A 14,579-nucleotide genomic window follows, 5' to 3' on the forward strand; every position below is an offset into this window, starting at 1 on the left:
GCGGACGCGTCTGTGTGCGCCGATAAGAGCGGAGACATGGCAAAGGGACCGTCCTCACGGGAGCAAGCGAACAGGGTCAGGCTGAGGGCTAGCATGAGGGCCAGACGCTGCTGCGTCTTCGAGATTTTTGGCGATGATCGCATTCACACCCATGACTTTAATAACGCTGACAAGCCGATTGTTGCTGCGTAAAATAAACGCCACCGAAGGTGGTGCCACGTGCCTGCCGACAATGACGCATTACTAGTCGGCTCGCGATCTGTATCGCACCTCGATAAGGTGAGGCGTAAGCGTAGCACGTCTCTGTTGAGCGGACAGGAGCACGGTTGTCATTTGAGACCAGGTAGCGGTCAAGTTGATAACCTGTCTTAAGGCTGCGCTGAGCAAGATCTCACAGGCCTGCAAGGCGCCGGGACCTCGCGTGCGGGTAGCACTCGACAGTAGCGTCACTGATGATCAGCAAAGCGGATCGGACACTGTACTGCGCAAGACCTGCTCCTTGATGGGAACCGTGGGACTTCAATTTGATCGACCTAACATGAGAGACGCAGAACAAACGCAGGAGACACAATGAGACGCCTTTTGACCGCTGCACTTTTCATCGCTTTTTTGGTTTCTGCTGCGTCGTTCGCCTCTGACAAGAACGCGACGCAAGGCGCGGGGGATCGCAGGGGGGCAGGTGCGCAAGCAGATACTTTCGGACTGTTTCATCCGAAGCTGCAAGCAGAGGGGTTGTCAGACTGGAATACGTTTGTACCCGGACCAAAGCTGTCGGGCTACGGTTTCACGTATGGCGGATTGTGGGCCTCGTCGTCCTCAAGGCATCCCAAGGCTCAGCGAAAGCGCTTGTATTTGCATCATTGATCGACAAGGCGCTCGTGCACGGCAACGTTTCAGCCGGCCGATCGACTTGCTAGTCGATTGCAGGTCCACTGCTTTCTCCGCGCTGCGCCTTCGGCATCTGTCTGGGCGTTCTAGCGACGCTCGTTTCAGCGTCCGATCAGGTGAAATTGTCCTCTCTAGACGGTTGCTGCTTGCGCCGCAAAAAGTGACAGCGTACCCAGAAGGACCCAGCCTCCTATGAAGAGTACAACATGGCGGCGTCCTGAATACGGTCGCACTCCAAAGAGACTGCACAACGCGCCCCACATCAAGGATACAGTGAACAGTAGCTTCGTGACGAGGTCGGGAAAGTAACCGAGCGCCAAACAACATGCAAAAACGATGAGAATCAAGAGCGAACAGCCGGCCATTGTGAGCGTGATATCCCAGAATGAAGGCTTGTTCAGTTGAAGACCAAATATTTGCATTCGACGTCTCCGGAGGAGTGGGCCGTTGAGAAGGGATGTCGCCTCGCGCGTAGCCGGACAAGTCTCAGATGCTCGTCGGCAATTCGGCGGTCAGGTTCTAGCATCGGTCTGCATCGGTTGCGCCGCCTCTCCTTGGCAGACGGACTTACGTACGATGTGCCCAATAGTCAGTCCCTGTCCGAAGATTGAGACCATGACCACGAGGTAGGTCATGGCCAAAATGACTTCCCGTGCATCGCCGCTCGGAAGTGAGAGGGCGAGCGCGACGGAAATGCCTCCACGCAAGCCACCCCACGTCAAAACCAGCCATGAGCCGCGCGGCAGTCCTGCGGCGCGCCGGAAAAAGGCAATTGGAGCACCTACCGTTAGAAGCCGAGCAGCTAGCGCAATGACATAAGCGACAACGCCGGCAAGTATCATCCTCGAGGTGAATGGGACGATCAGGGCCTGCATGCCAATTAGTACGAAGAGCAAGGCGTTAAGAATCTCGTCGATGAGTTCCCAGAACATGTCGACATAGTGGCGCGTTGTCTCAGACATTGCATGCTCGCGACTACGGTTGCCGGTCATCACACCGGCAATAACCATCGCAAGCGGACCAGAGATCTCAAGGTGACTGGCCAGCGAATAACCCCCAAGGACGGCTGCCAGGGTGAGCAAGACCTCAATCTGGTAATGGTCGACTGATGCGAGGAGTCGATATAAGGCATATCCTAATACCCACCCAAAAGCAATTCCGCCGCCAGCTTCACGCAGCAGGATGAGCGAAGCGCTCGAAACGCTCGGTGCGTCACCGCTTGTTGCGAGGGCGAGCATCAACGAAAAAAGCACGACCCCCACGCCATCGTTGAAAAGAGACTCCCCAGTAATGACAATTTCCAGATTACGTGGCGCGCCGGCGGATCTTAGAATGCCCATGACTGCAATTGGATCGGTCGGGGAAATCAGCGCGCCAAACACCAAACAATAGGGCAGAGACAGTCGCATGTCGAGAAGCGGCAGCAACAGCCATATCGCGACCCCGACCACGGCGGTTGAGACGCTCGTGCTCACGATGGCGAGCGCCAGGACTTGCCAGCGATAGTTCGCAAGTCTGGCAAAGTCAACATGCATGGCGCCCGCAAAAAGCAGAAGCGACAACATGCCCTGCAAGAGCAACTGACTGAAGTCAACAGAGTGAAGGAAGCCCGCTTCGGCAAGTTTCAGACGATGGACGAACCCAAGCAGGTCCCATCCGAGCCCATCGAGCACCACGAGCAAGAACGTCACCCCCAGCGATGTCGCCATGACGCCAATGGTTGTCGGGAGTCTGATGAATCGATGATTCAAGTAGGCCAATACCGCGGTCATCGAGATGCTGATTGCGACGATGTCGAGCACTGTCGATCCTCTTTACGCAGGTTCTGTACGAGGTTAAAAGCGGGGCAGGCGCACAAGTGCGGTGCAGTGCTCGCCAGAGCCGCGCGGCCTAACGTTTGAGCGGCGTCGAGGCGGTGCCAACAGCGCGCACGCGTGGCCGAGTAGATTTGCTTGGTTCGTCTTCTTGCGCCTGTTCTGCAGCGTCGCCGACAACGTAGAGCGTACGTGTGGGGAACGCGAAATCCATGCCGCGCTCCGCTAACCCGGTCATGAGATCCAGATTGATTGTCTGCTGAATATCCATGTACAGATTGAAGCTAGGATCGGTGACGTAGTACACCACTTCGAAGTCCAAGGAACTCTCACCGAATTGCTTAAAATGCGCGCGGTCAAAACGTGTGTTCCCCGCGGATTCGACGGCCGCCTTCACTATCTGCGGGACCTCTTTCAGTTGCTCGGGTTTAGCGTCATAGGTCACTCCGAAGGCAAACACGATGCGACGCTCCGACATTCTCTTATAGTTGTGTATCGTGTTTTTGAGCAGTTCCGTGTTGCTGCAGACGATCTGCTCGCCGCTCAGGCTGCGAATGCGGGTGGTTTTGAGGCCGATGTGCTCGATGCTTCCAGCGACGTCATTGAACACGATGAAATCGCCTATCTCGAACGGCTTGTCCAGGCCGATTGCCAAGGATGCGAACAGATCGCTGAGAATGCTCTGGACGGCCAGTGCGACGGCAACACCGCCGACGCCCAAACTGGCGACGAACGCGGTGATATTCACGCCCATGTTGGCGAGAACGGCGAGCAGAAGAACAGACCACAGCAGCGCTCGGAGCATCCATGACATCATTGTCGTGATGACCGGATTGTGAGCCGTTGCCGCAGCGCTGGTGAGGCGCCGGTGGGTCCAGACCGAGACGCCGTGATTAACCCAGAGCGCCAGCTGGAAACCAACGACGAGAAACCACAAATGGCTGATTCGACTATCCCACTTCGCCGACAGATCAATGAACTCGGTGCCGATCAGCAGTGAGGCCATCACAATCGTCAATCGGTGTGTTCGGTCAAGCACATCAACAACGATGTCATCAAAGTGAGTTGACGTCTTCGCCGCGATCCTGCCAAGACGCGCGACGCAAATGCGAAGCAGTCCTGACAAGATCAGGTAGCTCGCCACAACGGCGACTGCTGCGTAGAGCCATTCGACAGGCGGTATGCCGAACACCGCTCCGAGATCGAACCATTTTGCCGAACTGAACCATTGCATCGGTAACTTCTCCTCTTATCGTTACTGTCACTTACAGTCTGTCTGTACAACGATGCAAGAGTTCCGTAAATTAATTAGTCGTAAAAGTTCGATGGCCCGCCAGGGCGCCCGCTGCGACAAGGCCCTTTTTGCGACGTCAACCGATGTGGCATGCTTGAAATGCTCGCGCACGCAAAGCGTGCTGAGCGTATGTTGAAACCGCTTTCGGCATACACCAATTAGCCGTTCATCGGCTGGCTGTTCGAAGTGAATCGACGTCCAAAGGTCCACGGCGCTTAAACGCCAAAGCGACTTAAGATAGGTTTAAGTGTCGAAGAAGAAAGTGGTAGGCTCCGAGGACAACGGGGCAACGGGGCAACGGGGCAACGGGGCAACGGGGCAACGGGGCAATGGAGCAATGGAGCATCGGGGCAACCACGGAATGCGCGCAGGAGTTTGAGGGAAGGGCTCGGTTCGCGCTCGGTCTGTCAGCCTCGCTTGCATCCCGATTAGAGGAGAGACACATTGGCGAAGACCATTGTGCACGGGGATTATGAAGTTTTGCTCGACATTGTGCAGCCGCTTCGAGAGACGAATAACGTCTGGATCGACGTGACGATTCGGCATGTTGCTACTGGAGTCGTGATTTATTCATGCGTGGAGCCGTATCCCGTTATTGCGGGAGACTTGTCCGAGGAAAAGGCGCTCAAATCGGCGATCACGAACGCGTGTGGCCGCATTGAGTTCCGTGGTCGGATCGACCAGTAAAGTATTTCTCTATGCAAATCCGTGCCCGCCGTTGGCCGTCGCTCGATGAGTTGCGTTTGTGATGCACTCTGAGAAACGAATCATTCCGTGCAAGCATACGTCGGGCCTGCAGGCGTCGGCCGTGTACGACCTTTAATGGACTTGAAGCAGAATCAGCGATCAGCATCTCGGTCAACATTCCTATTTTTTTCGACGTTCTTCCGACCGGCCGAAAGTTCTGATCGCTGCCACGGTCGTCACGGGAGGTCGGTCCTTTTCTGCCCGGCGATGCGCACTGACTCGACCCGATCTTAAGACGGGTGTATGCGGGAGAGCCGACGAGCATCGGCGGTGTGTTGAAAACCGCGCTCGCAGGGTAAGTGTTCGCTGGTCAGGAGGTCACCACGGGCTTGGACTTGATACCACCCCGGATCGGATATACAATTATATTAATGTGTATCCATGCCATGGGAGTGATCATGCAGGTCGCGAAATGGGGTAATAGCCTTGCCGTGCGGTTGCCCGCAAGTGTCGTCGATGCGCTGGGCTTGAAGGAGGGCGACGATATTGAAATTTTCGCTGCCGATTCTGGCGCGTTCTCGGTCAGCAAAAAGCCGACCGTTGCCGAGCGGATTGAGCGCCTGCGCAAGTATCGGGGACGTCTGCCCGCGGACTTCAAGTTTGATCGGGAATCGCTCAGCGACCGGGGATAACGCCGAATGACAGTGGCCGCACCGACTCGGTTCGCCGTCGATAGCAACATACTCGTCTATCTGTTTTCGGACGATGCCGCGAAGGCTGACAGGGCTGAGGCATTGGTGGCTAGCGGAAATTTCAGGCCAGTCATCAGTACTCAGGTGATGAACGAGGTCACGCTTGTGATGAGCCGGAAGATGGGCTTATCGTGGCCTGAGATCGAGCACATCTTGGACGATGTCGAAGTGTTTTGCGAAGTCGTGCCGCTGACACTTGAAGTTCATAAAGAAGCACGTCGGATTGCAGCGCACTACGGATTCAGGTTTTACGACTCCTGCATTATTGCTTTCGCATTGCTCGCGGATTGCGAAGTGCTCTACAGCGAAGACATGCACCACGGTCAAGTCATCTTCGACCAGCTGACCGTGATAAACCCGTTTTCTTGAGCAGATGGGTCTATCGACTGAACAACTGCGCGTCTTATTGCTTGATCGTAGGCTCGCCGCGGAGCCGTACACAGTCACTAATGAGCACCTTGATTTGACATAACCTTATCGCATTTTAATTTCGAGAGGCCTTATGTTAAGGACCATCTGCTGACCAGGCTCGTTACGCGTCACGTTATGTCAATTCCCACGAATCGCCGCTGGTGCTGTCGGCTGGACAGCCGATGCCAGGTCGGCATCCCGATTTGTACCGTAGCGCCGCCGATTTTGCGCCGCTAGGCTGGATCGCTTCGTGATCGCCGCGGAGCACAGACGATGGAAAGCTGGCGAACAGGCTATCTTGGGATCCGTCAAGTACCCCGCGATCTGAGCGAGTTTGAGCTCAACACTTTCTTCACGTTCTCGAAGCAAGAGATCGCGCTCATCGAGACGCGGCGATCTGATTTATATCGTCTCGCCGTTGCGTTGCACGTCGGGTTCATACGAATGTCCGGCCGATCGCTGGATTCATATCGCCAGATACCTGCGATGCTGTGGCGGCACCTCGGTCGACAACTGCATGTCCAGCCGCCCGATCTCGGAACGCTGCGCTCGATCTACGACGGACGCTTCGATACGCTGTCCGACCATCAACGATTTGCTCAAATCATCGCGAACTTCCGCACGATCTCAGAGCACCAACGTCGATACGTGATCCGTTGGCTGAAAGAACAATTGACGGGTCGCCCAGAGCGCGGCCAATTGGGCAACGACCTGAAGCAATGGTTCTACGAACATCGGATCGTCATACCCAACGAACGGACAATCCGACAGTTCATCGTCCAAGCAGTTCGCGATATCGAGAGTTCGCTCCACGAGGAATTTCAGCGAACCTTCGGCCCGGAGAAATTGGACAGCTGGGCACGCCTTTTACCCCAGCCACACAAGGAGTACGTGAGCCTGCAGGGCTGGCTTTGGGCTGTGCCGCTCCGTGGTTCGACTCAGCAGATGGGTGAAATGCTGGACAAGATTAATCTCCTTACCATGCACGGCGTCGCATCCCCATGGCCACGCGCATGCAACGATGCAATTGTTCGCTACTACGCTCGTCGCTGTGCCAACCGCTCTCCATCCATCAGCAAACGGATCGCGCCGCAAAGCCGGAGGCTCGAGGCCGCCTGTTTCATGCGTTATTCGCTGTGCACGGCGACCGATCACGTACTCACGATGCTCCGGCGCTGGGTGCAGAAAGTCGTGAATGATGCATCTCGCGCGCTCGACGCGGCGAAGAACAAGCTTGACGATCAGCTTCGCGAGTTCGCCCTGGCTGTGAAGGCGTTGGCGATTGACGAGTCCCTGTCGCGCGAACAGCTTGGTAGCGCGCTCTGTGAACTGGCCGACAAGGTTCTCTGCCCACCGCAAAGCCGCCGCAGCCTCATGCGGCAGCATCTAATCGGCAAGCGACACTCGGCACGGAACCTATTGATGCGGATAGTGCAACTGCCCTTCGAGGCTGATTCCACTCAGCCCGTACTCGACGCGATCGTTCTGCTTCGAGATCTTTATCGCCGTCACGCTTACTTACTGCCCGATGGGTTGAATATTCGTCTGGGTCGCGCGTGGCGCGAAGCGATCGACGGATTCGACCGAATCAAAGCCATGAAGGCGTTCGAATGGGCCACGTTGTTCGCCCTGCGCGTCGCGCTTCGCAACGGATCCGTCTATGTGGAGCATAGTTTCGCGTTCCGTAGTCGAACGCGCATGTTGATTCCGATGGGCGAGTGGATCGCCAAACGCAACAATCTTTACGGGCAACTGGGTCTTCCGCAAGATCCCAAGGAATTTCTCGATCCGATCCTTGCACTTCTCGATCAAAGGCTTCCAAAACTCGTCGTTGCGGATTGTCGCTACGTCCGATCTTGATGAGCCCGTGGGCATTCTGCATGACATACAGGAAAAGGTCGCTTGTTGCTGGGTTCCGTAAAGACATCAGATCACTGCTGGCTGAAAGTTCGATCAGGCTCTTCATCGCTGTGAATTGTTGTTGGGCGCGTTACCGGCAGAGGCGGTCTGTTGGGTCAACGCCGAGCAGGCGAACACACTCGAACAGGATCTCTTTAAGCAGCGCAAGCGCCTCGCCGACGCCGAGCGTGCGCTGCAGACGAAGGTGACAAAAGCCGCGACCGAAAGTCGGCGTATCGCCACCGACAAGATCGACTCTGCTTTGCGTCGACTCGACGATCTGCGTCGAACGGCACCCAAGGATCGCGACTCGCGGATCTTTCCTGGGCATTATGCGCCGGTGCTCGTCGTTGAAGATGGCAAGTACGTGGTGAAGCCGATGCGCTATCAGTGTCGCATTGCAGGCAAGCCCGCCAACTATGACACGCGGTTTCCTGGCACGTACAACGCGCGACGCGACAATCTCGAGGGCTTTTGGAAGCCATGCTTTGGCGTGTCGCATGGTTTGATGCTGGTCGACGTCTTCTACGAGAACGTCAAGCGAGCACGGTACGAGAACACACCTCTTGAGACGCACGAGCAAGACGAAAACCTCGTCCTGGAGTTTCGCCCGAGCAACGGTCAGCTGATGTACGTCGCGTGTCTGTGGTCGCACTGGAGCGCGCCCGGCCAACCCGACTTACTTTCTTTCGCCGCGATCACGGACGAGCCTCCGCCAGAGATCGAGGCCGCGGGACATGATCGTTGCATCATTCCGATCAAGCCGGAGAACGTCGAAGCGTGGTTGAACCCCGATGCGCTTAATCTAGATGCCTTGTACGCCATTCTCGATGATCGAGACCGGCCATATTACGAGCATCGACTTGCTGCATAGATGCACATGCGCGGAAGGTGTTCGTGCTCCGATCGCACAGAACGAAACAACGAGGAAATCGCATGACTGAACTGACAACCGCACTTGCACTACGCGCGGCGATCAACGTTCTGCGCGACTCGGCAGAATGTCGCCGTATGCCGTCCGGTGAACCGCTCGATGATGCCGGCGTCGACCTTCACTTCGAGGCAGCAGAAGTCCTCGAAGATGCGCTCTCCAACCTTCGCGATCACGAATAGCCGGGCATTGGCAAGCACCCGCCTTGGTCGCAATGCTCGCGACCGACCGTGTGACGAAATCGACTCGCTTCATAGAAGTCTTTCACGCGCGATGCAGCGTCACAGCGGGTCATTCGGCAGCCACAACAGCGCGCCTTTGCGTTCATCGCCAGCGACGGTCGTCCACGTGTGACCCTCTTCATCGACTGCGATGCATCCCGGCTGCCAGTGCTCGGGATTGCGAAGACTGTTCACCCAGCTCTGCACCTTGCCCCGAAACACAATGACCACGCCACCGCGGCCGACATACTCGTTCGCTCGTCGCCATTCGCTCGCCGTATCGGATGGCGTCATGACTTTTCCTCCCCAGTATGGTCGAGCATCAGCTCGCATCCACGACATCGTACTGAGCACCTTGATCTGGAATCAAGCGGTCCGTTGGTGGCCGGTCCGGACAACCTAACGAGGCGTGATAATTTCGAATTAAAAGGGTCGCGACTGCGTGCAATGTGCACGGCGGCTCCGTTCGCGGTGAGTGCTCGGCGCGCGCTTCTTCAGCGTTGGGATGCACGGACCGCGGGACCGCGCGGGGTCCGCCATCTTGTGCAAGTCCGGCCTCTGAGGCGGTCGCGTTCTTGAGCGCGTGACCGAGAGGTGCCGCGCTCAAACAGAGATATTTGCCTGACGGCGGTGCCGGGTGCCCGACAGCGTAGTGACGGTCGGCCTTTATTGCGCGAACCGACAATAATGCTTTGTTGCATTAGTGGTTAACCCTAGAGATCAGTTTGCTTAGACTGGAATCACTGAAACGCAAACAGGGCTGTTTGCGAAACAAAGACTCGGAGGTAAGCACCATGAAACTCGCATCCATCATCGTCGCCGCTGCGCTCGCAATCCCGGCAGTTTCCTCGTTCGCACAATCGAACCAACCGTCGACTCGTGCTGAAGTGAAGGCGCAGCTCGTGCAACTTGAACGCGCTGGATACAACCCGAGTATGGATCGGACGACTTATCCGGCCGAGATCCAAGCGGCGGAAGCTAAGGTTGCCGCTCAAAACGGCCAAAGCTACGGTGGTGTGGCAGACGGCTCGTCGGCCTCGGGCGGTGCTCCGGCACACACGGGCAACAGCGTGGCCCCGGTCTACTTCGGTCATTAATCTCGGTCGGGGCTGATCGAAGTGGTTTGGCGCGGCAGTTGCCGCCGGGCCGGTCCATGCGCTGCGAAGGCCTCGTCCTCAAGTACAACATGCTGGCCGCTATCGGGAGAGATAGACGGCCAGTTTGCATTTTCGAACCTCCGCCACCGATCGAATCGATGGCTTGCCCGGTGCAGCGCACTGGGCTTTTTTATGTCCGCGGTGCTCATGTGCACCACCCTCGCAAGCAGCGCGCTGATGGGCATCGAGCGGCACATCGGAGACCGCCAGACCGCCGAGAACTGATAGGCGCCAACCGCGATCAGCGGAGTGTCGGCCGATGACATTCAGTCTTCTCGACCGCGTAACAATCCCTCGCGCTAAAGCAATATCCGTCGCAACGGACATTCCGAAGTGATTGCGATGCCTTGATCCATGAGAAGATGCAACGTCGATCAGAGGATCGTCGACGGCCTCCATTCGACTCAACCGACTTTCAGTCTCAAGGTTCTCATGCGTCGCATCGCAGTTCGTACATCACCGGTTCATGGCCGAGGCGTATTCACACTCAAAAGCATCGGCGCAGGCGACTTGATCATCGAGTATGCCGGGCAGGTCATATCAGGAAAGGAAGCGCAGCGCAGGTTCGAGCGCAGCTCGGCAGAGGACGGACACACATTTTTCTTTGGCCTGGCCGACGGAAGCGTGATCGACGGCGCTCACGGTGGCAATTCCGCGCGCTGGATCAACCACAGTTGTCGCCCCAATGCTGAGGCCGAAGAAGATGGGAGCCGCGTGTTCATTCGCGCGCTTCGTGATATCCCTATCGGCACGGAGATATTCATCGACTATAGCCTTGAGGTCGAAGGGCGCAGGACTGCGGCGCTGAAGGCCGCCTACTCTGGTCGATGCGACGCGCGGAAGTGCCGAGGGACGATGCTCGCACCTCGCTGATCTGCCAACCGCCGATCGGATGAGCGAGCGCGTTGATGGTGACGGCGCCTGGCATCGGGGACAGCGCGAGGTTCGAAGAAAAAAGGCGTCATGGGCTCTCGCACCCATGACGCCGAATCGCTCATCGTCGAGACGGAGCGAGGAGACAGGTTCATCATAGGCGAAGCTCAGCTTGAGCGATTGTCCGATTTAGAGGGCAGTCGCGCCTCAATTCCGAGAATGCCGGGCCACACGGCTGTCATATGACCGTGAGCAACCATGCTTGTCCGCCCAGAGATGTTGCCTTCTTGCGCGAATTGTTGAATTTGCCACGAAAGCAGACGCCGGTTGTCCTGATTCTCAATAGCATGTCGCGAAAGACATCTTCGGAGCCGTGATGGGCATCTGCCGTAAGCCAACACCAGCCGATCGCGCACACACCGATGGAGTGCAACTTCACTATGGATTGACCGGCCTTCGTGCCGTCGGTCCTGCGCGCGCGCATGCGCGGTACATATACGTGCTTATTCTCACGGCTGCCGCGCTCGATGGCTCGCAAACTACCGCGCTTTGAGCCCGTCGGACTGGACGAGGGGCGTGCGCTTTGGCGGAAGTATCGCGGCAACGCCGACGTAGAGCGCATGTTGCTTGAGATTGCACAGTCGCGCGCCGTGATGCTCGAGCTCGGCGAATACTTCAATTGCCTGCACAAGGTATGGATTGAGGAAAATCTCGGTCAGCTCGTGGCCCTTGAAAAGATCCGGCTGTTGCTCAATGAACAGGCCCTCCGTCAGCGTGCGCTCGCAGGGCTAAAGCCACCGCCGCGCAAAGACGACCCCGGCGGACCCGAAGAGGCAGAACCCGCGCTCATCGACTGACGCTGCGTCTGCAGCTACACAATCCAGTGTCAGCGGGCGCAGCATAGACGCGAAAACGCGACCAACTCAAAACTCTTTCCAAGTTGAAAGCAGCAAACCCGCCAACCGAGGCGGGCGCCTGACGGCGCCCTTCAAACTCAAAAATAGAATGCGGCGCAATGCGCCGAAGGGCCACCGGCACCTGGCGGCGACTGTGCCGTGGGGCTGCTTACGCGGGAACCGCGTCGTTGCGCTCCATCCTTTGTCTGCCGTTCAAAGCCGCGCTGTTCTCGACGCGTAGCACGAGCCGGATTGGGCAAAAGGGTTCGCTTTGCCACGTCCTCGGGCACCAAAGTCAGCGAGACGACATTGGCGTGCATGAGCACCCGCAACGCTCACGCAAGAAGCCGAGTGGCTCAACGCCCGCTCCCGCTTGGCCAGCGCAGCAGCGGACCCATCGGTGGGTCACAATCCGCCCGTAGAACCCGCCCAGCCAGAAAACGGCTATTAAGAGCTGTTGCCTTATCCCATTAGCCGTGTCTTGATGATGCAGTCGGTTGCGGCCCCGTGCAAAGCGGAAGCGGCTCCGGATCGCTGTGATGGCAACCTCGTGGAACTTCCGGAGTCGGCCAGTTTCGGCCATTGGCATCGGCCATACGGTGGTCGTTCGAACGACCGGTAGTCTTCAGAAACCGCCGCACTGGTGCGCGCTCCTCGGCCCCGTGCGGACGTTTGGCGAGGTTCATCTCTACGTAGCAATCACGGATTTGCCGAACTTGCTCTCTCACATCGGAGATCGTTGAACTGGCGACCGACCAGCGCATCGTACGTCTTCGGCTCGGCCGTGAGCCCGCATCAGTTCGTCAAGCGTCGTGCGGCTGGCAAGTTCGCGGGCGAAAACTCGAGCGGTGCGCACCCACAGTTGATGCGAACGCAAGATTCGACCTCCGTCCACGTCGAAAGTGAAAAAGTGAAGATGCGGGTCACCGTTCGGCGCTGCTCGATGCGCTGCGATTGTCGCAATCATGGCGAAGGTCGAGTTTTCGTTGTGAACCGCATACGTTGGCCCAAAGGCGCATTTTTGACGTAACGGCCGAGAAGCGGGGCGTCCGTATAAGACCCCTTCTGGAAACGTACTAAAATGTCGTCAACGGAATTACACCGGCGAGGGTTCGAATGCTGACGCGAGAGGGCGCTGACGAAGCCGAAATAATCGTCCGGCCGCGCACCGGTGGCGGATGGCAGGTCGAGGTTCCGTCCTCTGAGGGGATCCGTATTACGACAGTGAATACGGAGCAGGAGGCGCTCGCCTTAGCGCGATCGGTGGGTCCTGACATGGACGTGCGCCTTCTTCCTGCTAATGATGGCGTCGCGCCGGAGCGGCCGCGGGCTGACAGGCCCGACTGAGATTGTGCTGGTCGTTGATCAACAATGACATGATCATTGTGTTTGGGAATGAGGGAAGTGTCGGGCACGGGTACGCAGCCCAAGCCCTACGCGCTGTCGACCTCGAAGTGTGCGCGGATGATGTATTCGTGGGCGCTTCATCAGTGACGACCCCAGCGCGCGAAAGGCCGACGTTGCGGTGCGTAATTGATCGACTATGGCCGAACGACATGGTGCTCGTTTTCGATCTGGCGTCCCTAGGCAACGGCTACTCCGATGTTCTAGATACGTTACGGATGGTCGCGGAGAAGAGCGCGGCGGTTGCCTGCCTCAGCCGGACAGATGCAGGATGGACGATCGTTCGACACGAAACGTTGGTTGCCGCTCTCACCTTGGTTGCGGACATGGATCGAAAAATCCGGACAATACGAGCGAGAGACGCCTCTCGGCGGTTGAGTGACCGCGGAGCGAAACTTGGGCGCCCTGGTTCGCTGAGCGCGGAATTGCGGCGTGAAGCGCTCGCAGCGCTAGCAGCAGGAAGCACGGTCTCGGAAGTTGCCCGCGCCTTGAACACATCACGACAGACAATTTTGCGGGTTCGCCGATCGCAGGAAACGAATGAGGGCAGTGCTTGAACTGTCGCACCTATGCAGCGCGCTGCTCTGGGGTGATTGGTGCACGACCAGGCGCGCCTGCTAATTTGAGGGCATTGAGGCGCCAGGACCACTGAAGCTCGCAGCGTCGAGGAAGGTGACCGCTACGCCGACGGTTTCGCCTGTGTCCGAACATAGGGAAAGTGCGAGCGTCGCGCGTCAGTTCGAACTGCACTACCAGCCACAACTGCACCTGCATACTAGCCGCGTCTACGGGGCCGAGGCGTTGCTGCGCTGGAACCATCCACAACTGGGTGTGCTCACGCCGGCCGATTTCCGCGACGTGCTGCTTGAATCGACTGCAGACGAGGCGACGGGCGACTGGCTGATTCGCCTCGCACCGCGCCAAGCGGCGAAATGGCAGGCAGCGAACCGCATGGGGTTCAAGGTCACCGTCAACCTCTCAGCCACGACGATCCAGAAGTGCGATCTCGCCGCACTGGTTTCGGAGGCGGCCGGTGTATGCGCTTCCGCACTCGACATCGAGGTGACGGTGACAGTCGTAATGAGTGACTTCGCCGCCGCGTCGCGCGCGCTCTCGGCTGTACGAGAGCTCGGCGTGACCGTCTCGCTCGACGATTTCGGCACCGACTACTTCAGCATCACATACCTCGCACGGCTGCCCGTCGATTGCATCAAGATCGACAAGGTCGTTCGTGAAAGAGTTCACTGCCAAGGAGTGATCTGCTCTAGAAATCCTGGACACAAATGAGTGTTAGTGTTTCGGAGGCAATTTTCCCAATAGGAACGGGAGGTTGGCGATGAAGCGCAAGCAAT

The 14,579-nt window shown here is 57.6% G+C and carries 14 protein-coding genes and 1 pseudogene; 12 read left to right on the forward strand and 3 right to left on the reverse strand.

The window, feature by feature from the left end:
* Positions 1–570: 570 nt before the first annotated feature.
* Complete coding sequence (locus tag QCE58_RS32685; protein WP_250522527.1) at positions 571–864, forward strand: hypothetical protein; 294 nt, start codon at positions 571–573, stop codon at positions 862–864.
* A gap of 536 nt (positions 865–1,400) precedes the next feature.
* On the opposite strand, the gene QCE58_RS32690 is transcribed toward QCE58_RS32685, so the two are convergent.
* Positions 1,401–2,690, reverse strand: coding sequence for a sodium:proton antiporter (locus tag QCE58_RS32690; protein WP_250522526.1), 1,290 nt, complete (start codon positions 2,688–2,690; stop codon positions 1,401–1,403).
* A gap of 88 nt (positions 2,691–2,778) precedes the next feature.
* Positions 2,779–3,936, reverse strand: a complete 1,158-nt coding sequence (locus QCE58_RS32695; protein WP_250522525.1) for a mechanosensitive ion channel family protein — start codon at positions 3,934–3,936, stop codon at positions 2,779–2,781.
* Positions 3,937–4,440: 504 nt separating this feature from the next.
* Between QCE58_RS32695 and QCE58_RS32700 the strand changes: the two genes are divergently transcribed.
* From QCE58_RS32700 to QCE58_RS32725, 6 genes and pseudogenes are all read left to right on the forward strand, one after another.
* Complete coding sequence (locus QCE58_RS32700; protein ID WP_250522524.1) at positions 4,441–4,683, forward strand: hypothetical protein; 243 nt, start codon at positions 4,441–4,443, stop codon at positions 4,681–4,683.
* A gap of 458 nt (positions 4,684–5,141) precedes the next feature.
* The gene (locus QCE58_RS32705; RefSeq protein WP_250522523.1) at positions 5,142–5,375 is read left to right on the forward strand and encodes an AbrB/MazE/SpoVT family DNA-binding domain-containing protein; all 234 of its coding nucleotides are present in this window, start codon (positions 5,142–5,144) and stop codon (positions 5,373–5,375) included.
* Positions 5,376–5,381: 6 nt separating this feature from the next.
* The gene (locus QCE58_RS32710) at positions 5,382–5,804 is read left to right on the forward strand and encodes a PIN domain-containing protein (RefSeq protein WP_250522522.1); all 423 of its coding nucleotides are present in this window, start codon (positions 5,382–5,384) and stop codon (positions 5,802–5,804) included.
* A 315-nt stretch (positions 5,805–6,119) separates the two neighbouring features.
* Positions 6,120–7,673, forward strand: a pseudogene (locus QCE58_RS32715) (DUF4158 domain-containing protein); the annotation flags it as partial.
* 154 nt (positions 7,674–7,827) lie between these two features.
* Positions 7,828–8,619 carry an SOS response-associated peptidase family protein gene (locus tag QCE58_RS32720; protein WP_250522521.1) on the forward strand — a complete coding sequence of 264 codons (792 nt, stop codon included), beginning with the start codon at positions 7,828–7,830 and terminating at the stop codon, positions 8,617–8,619.
* Between the two features lie 62 nt (positions 8,620–8,681).
* Positions 8,682–8,858: a hypothetical protein gene (locus QCE58_RS32725; RefSeq protein WP_233392305.1), complete on the forward strand. Its 177-nt coding sequence runs from the start codon at positions 8,682–8,684 to the stop codon at positions 8,856–8,858.
* 99 nt (positions 8,859–8,957) lie between these two features.
* Here QCE58_RS32725 and QCE58_RS32730 read toward each other — a convergent pair whose 3' ends face one another.
* Positions 8,958–9,191: a hypothetical protein gene (locus tag QCE58_RS32730; RefSeq protein ID WP_250522520.1), complete on the reverse strand. Its 234-nt coding sequence runs from the start codon at positions 9,189–9,191 to the stop codon at positions 8,958–8,960.
* 500 nt (positions 9,192–9,691) lie between these two features.
* On the opposite strand from QCE58_RS32730, the gene QCE58_RS32735 reads away from it, so the two are divergent.
* The 5 genes from QCE58_RS32735 (at position 9,692) to QCE58_RS32750 (ending at position 14,514) form a co-directional block, all read left to right on the forward strand.
* Complete coding sequence (locus tag QCE58_RS32735) at positions 9,692–9,994, forward strand: DUF4148 domain-containing protein (protein ID WP_250522519.1); 303 nt, start codon at positions 9,692–9,694, stop codon at positions 9,992–9,994.
* Between the two features lie 492 nt (positions 9,995–10,486).
* Positions 10,487–10,927: an SET domain-containing protein gene (locus QCE58_RS32740; protein ID WP_250522518.1), complete on the forward strand. Its 441-nt coding sequence runs from the start codon at positions 10,487–10,489 to the stop codon at positions 10,925–10,927.
* 527 nt (positions 10,928–11,454) lie between these two features.
* On the forward strand, positions 11,455–11,784 hold the full coding sequence (locus QCE58_RS32745; protein ID WP_250522517.1) for a hypothetical protein: 330 nt from the start codon (positions 11,455–11,457) through the stop codon (positions 11,782–11,784).
* A gap of 1,415 nt (positions 11,785–13,199) precedes the next feature.
* Positions 13,200–13,784 carry a helix-turn-helix domain-containing protein gene (locus QCE58_RS34200; protein ID WP_075644186.1) on the forward strand — a complete coding sequence of 195 codons (585 nt, stop codon included), beginning with the start codon at positions 13,200–13,202 and terminating at the stop codon, positions 13,782–13,784.
* A gap of 115 nt (positions 13,785–13,899) precedes the next feature.
* Entirely contained in the window at positions 13,900–14,514 is a 615-nt protein-coding gene (locus QCE58_RS32750; RefSeq protein WP_250522516.1) for an EAL domain-containing protein, read from the forward strand.
* Positions 14,515–14,579: the final 65 nt, after the last annotated feature.

It is taken from the genome of Caballeronia sp. LZ028, from assembly GCF_031451415.1.
Classification (GTDB): domain Bacteria; phylum Pseudomonadota; class Gammaproteobacteria; order Burkholderiales; family Burkholderiaceae; genus Caballeronia; species Caballeronia zhejiangensis.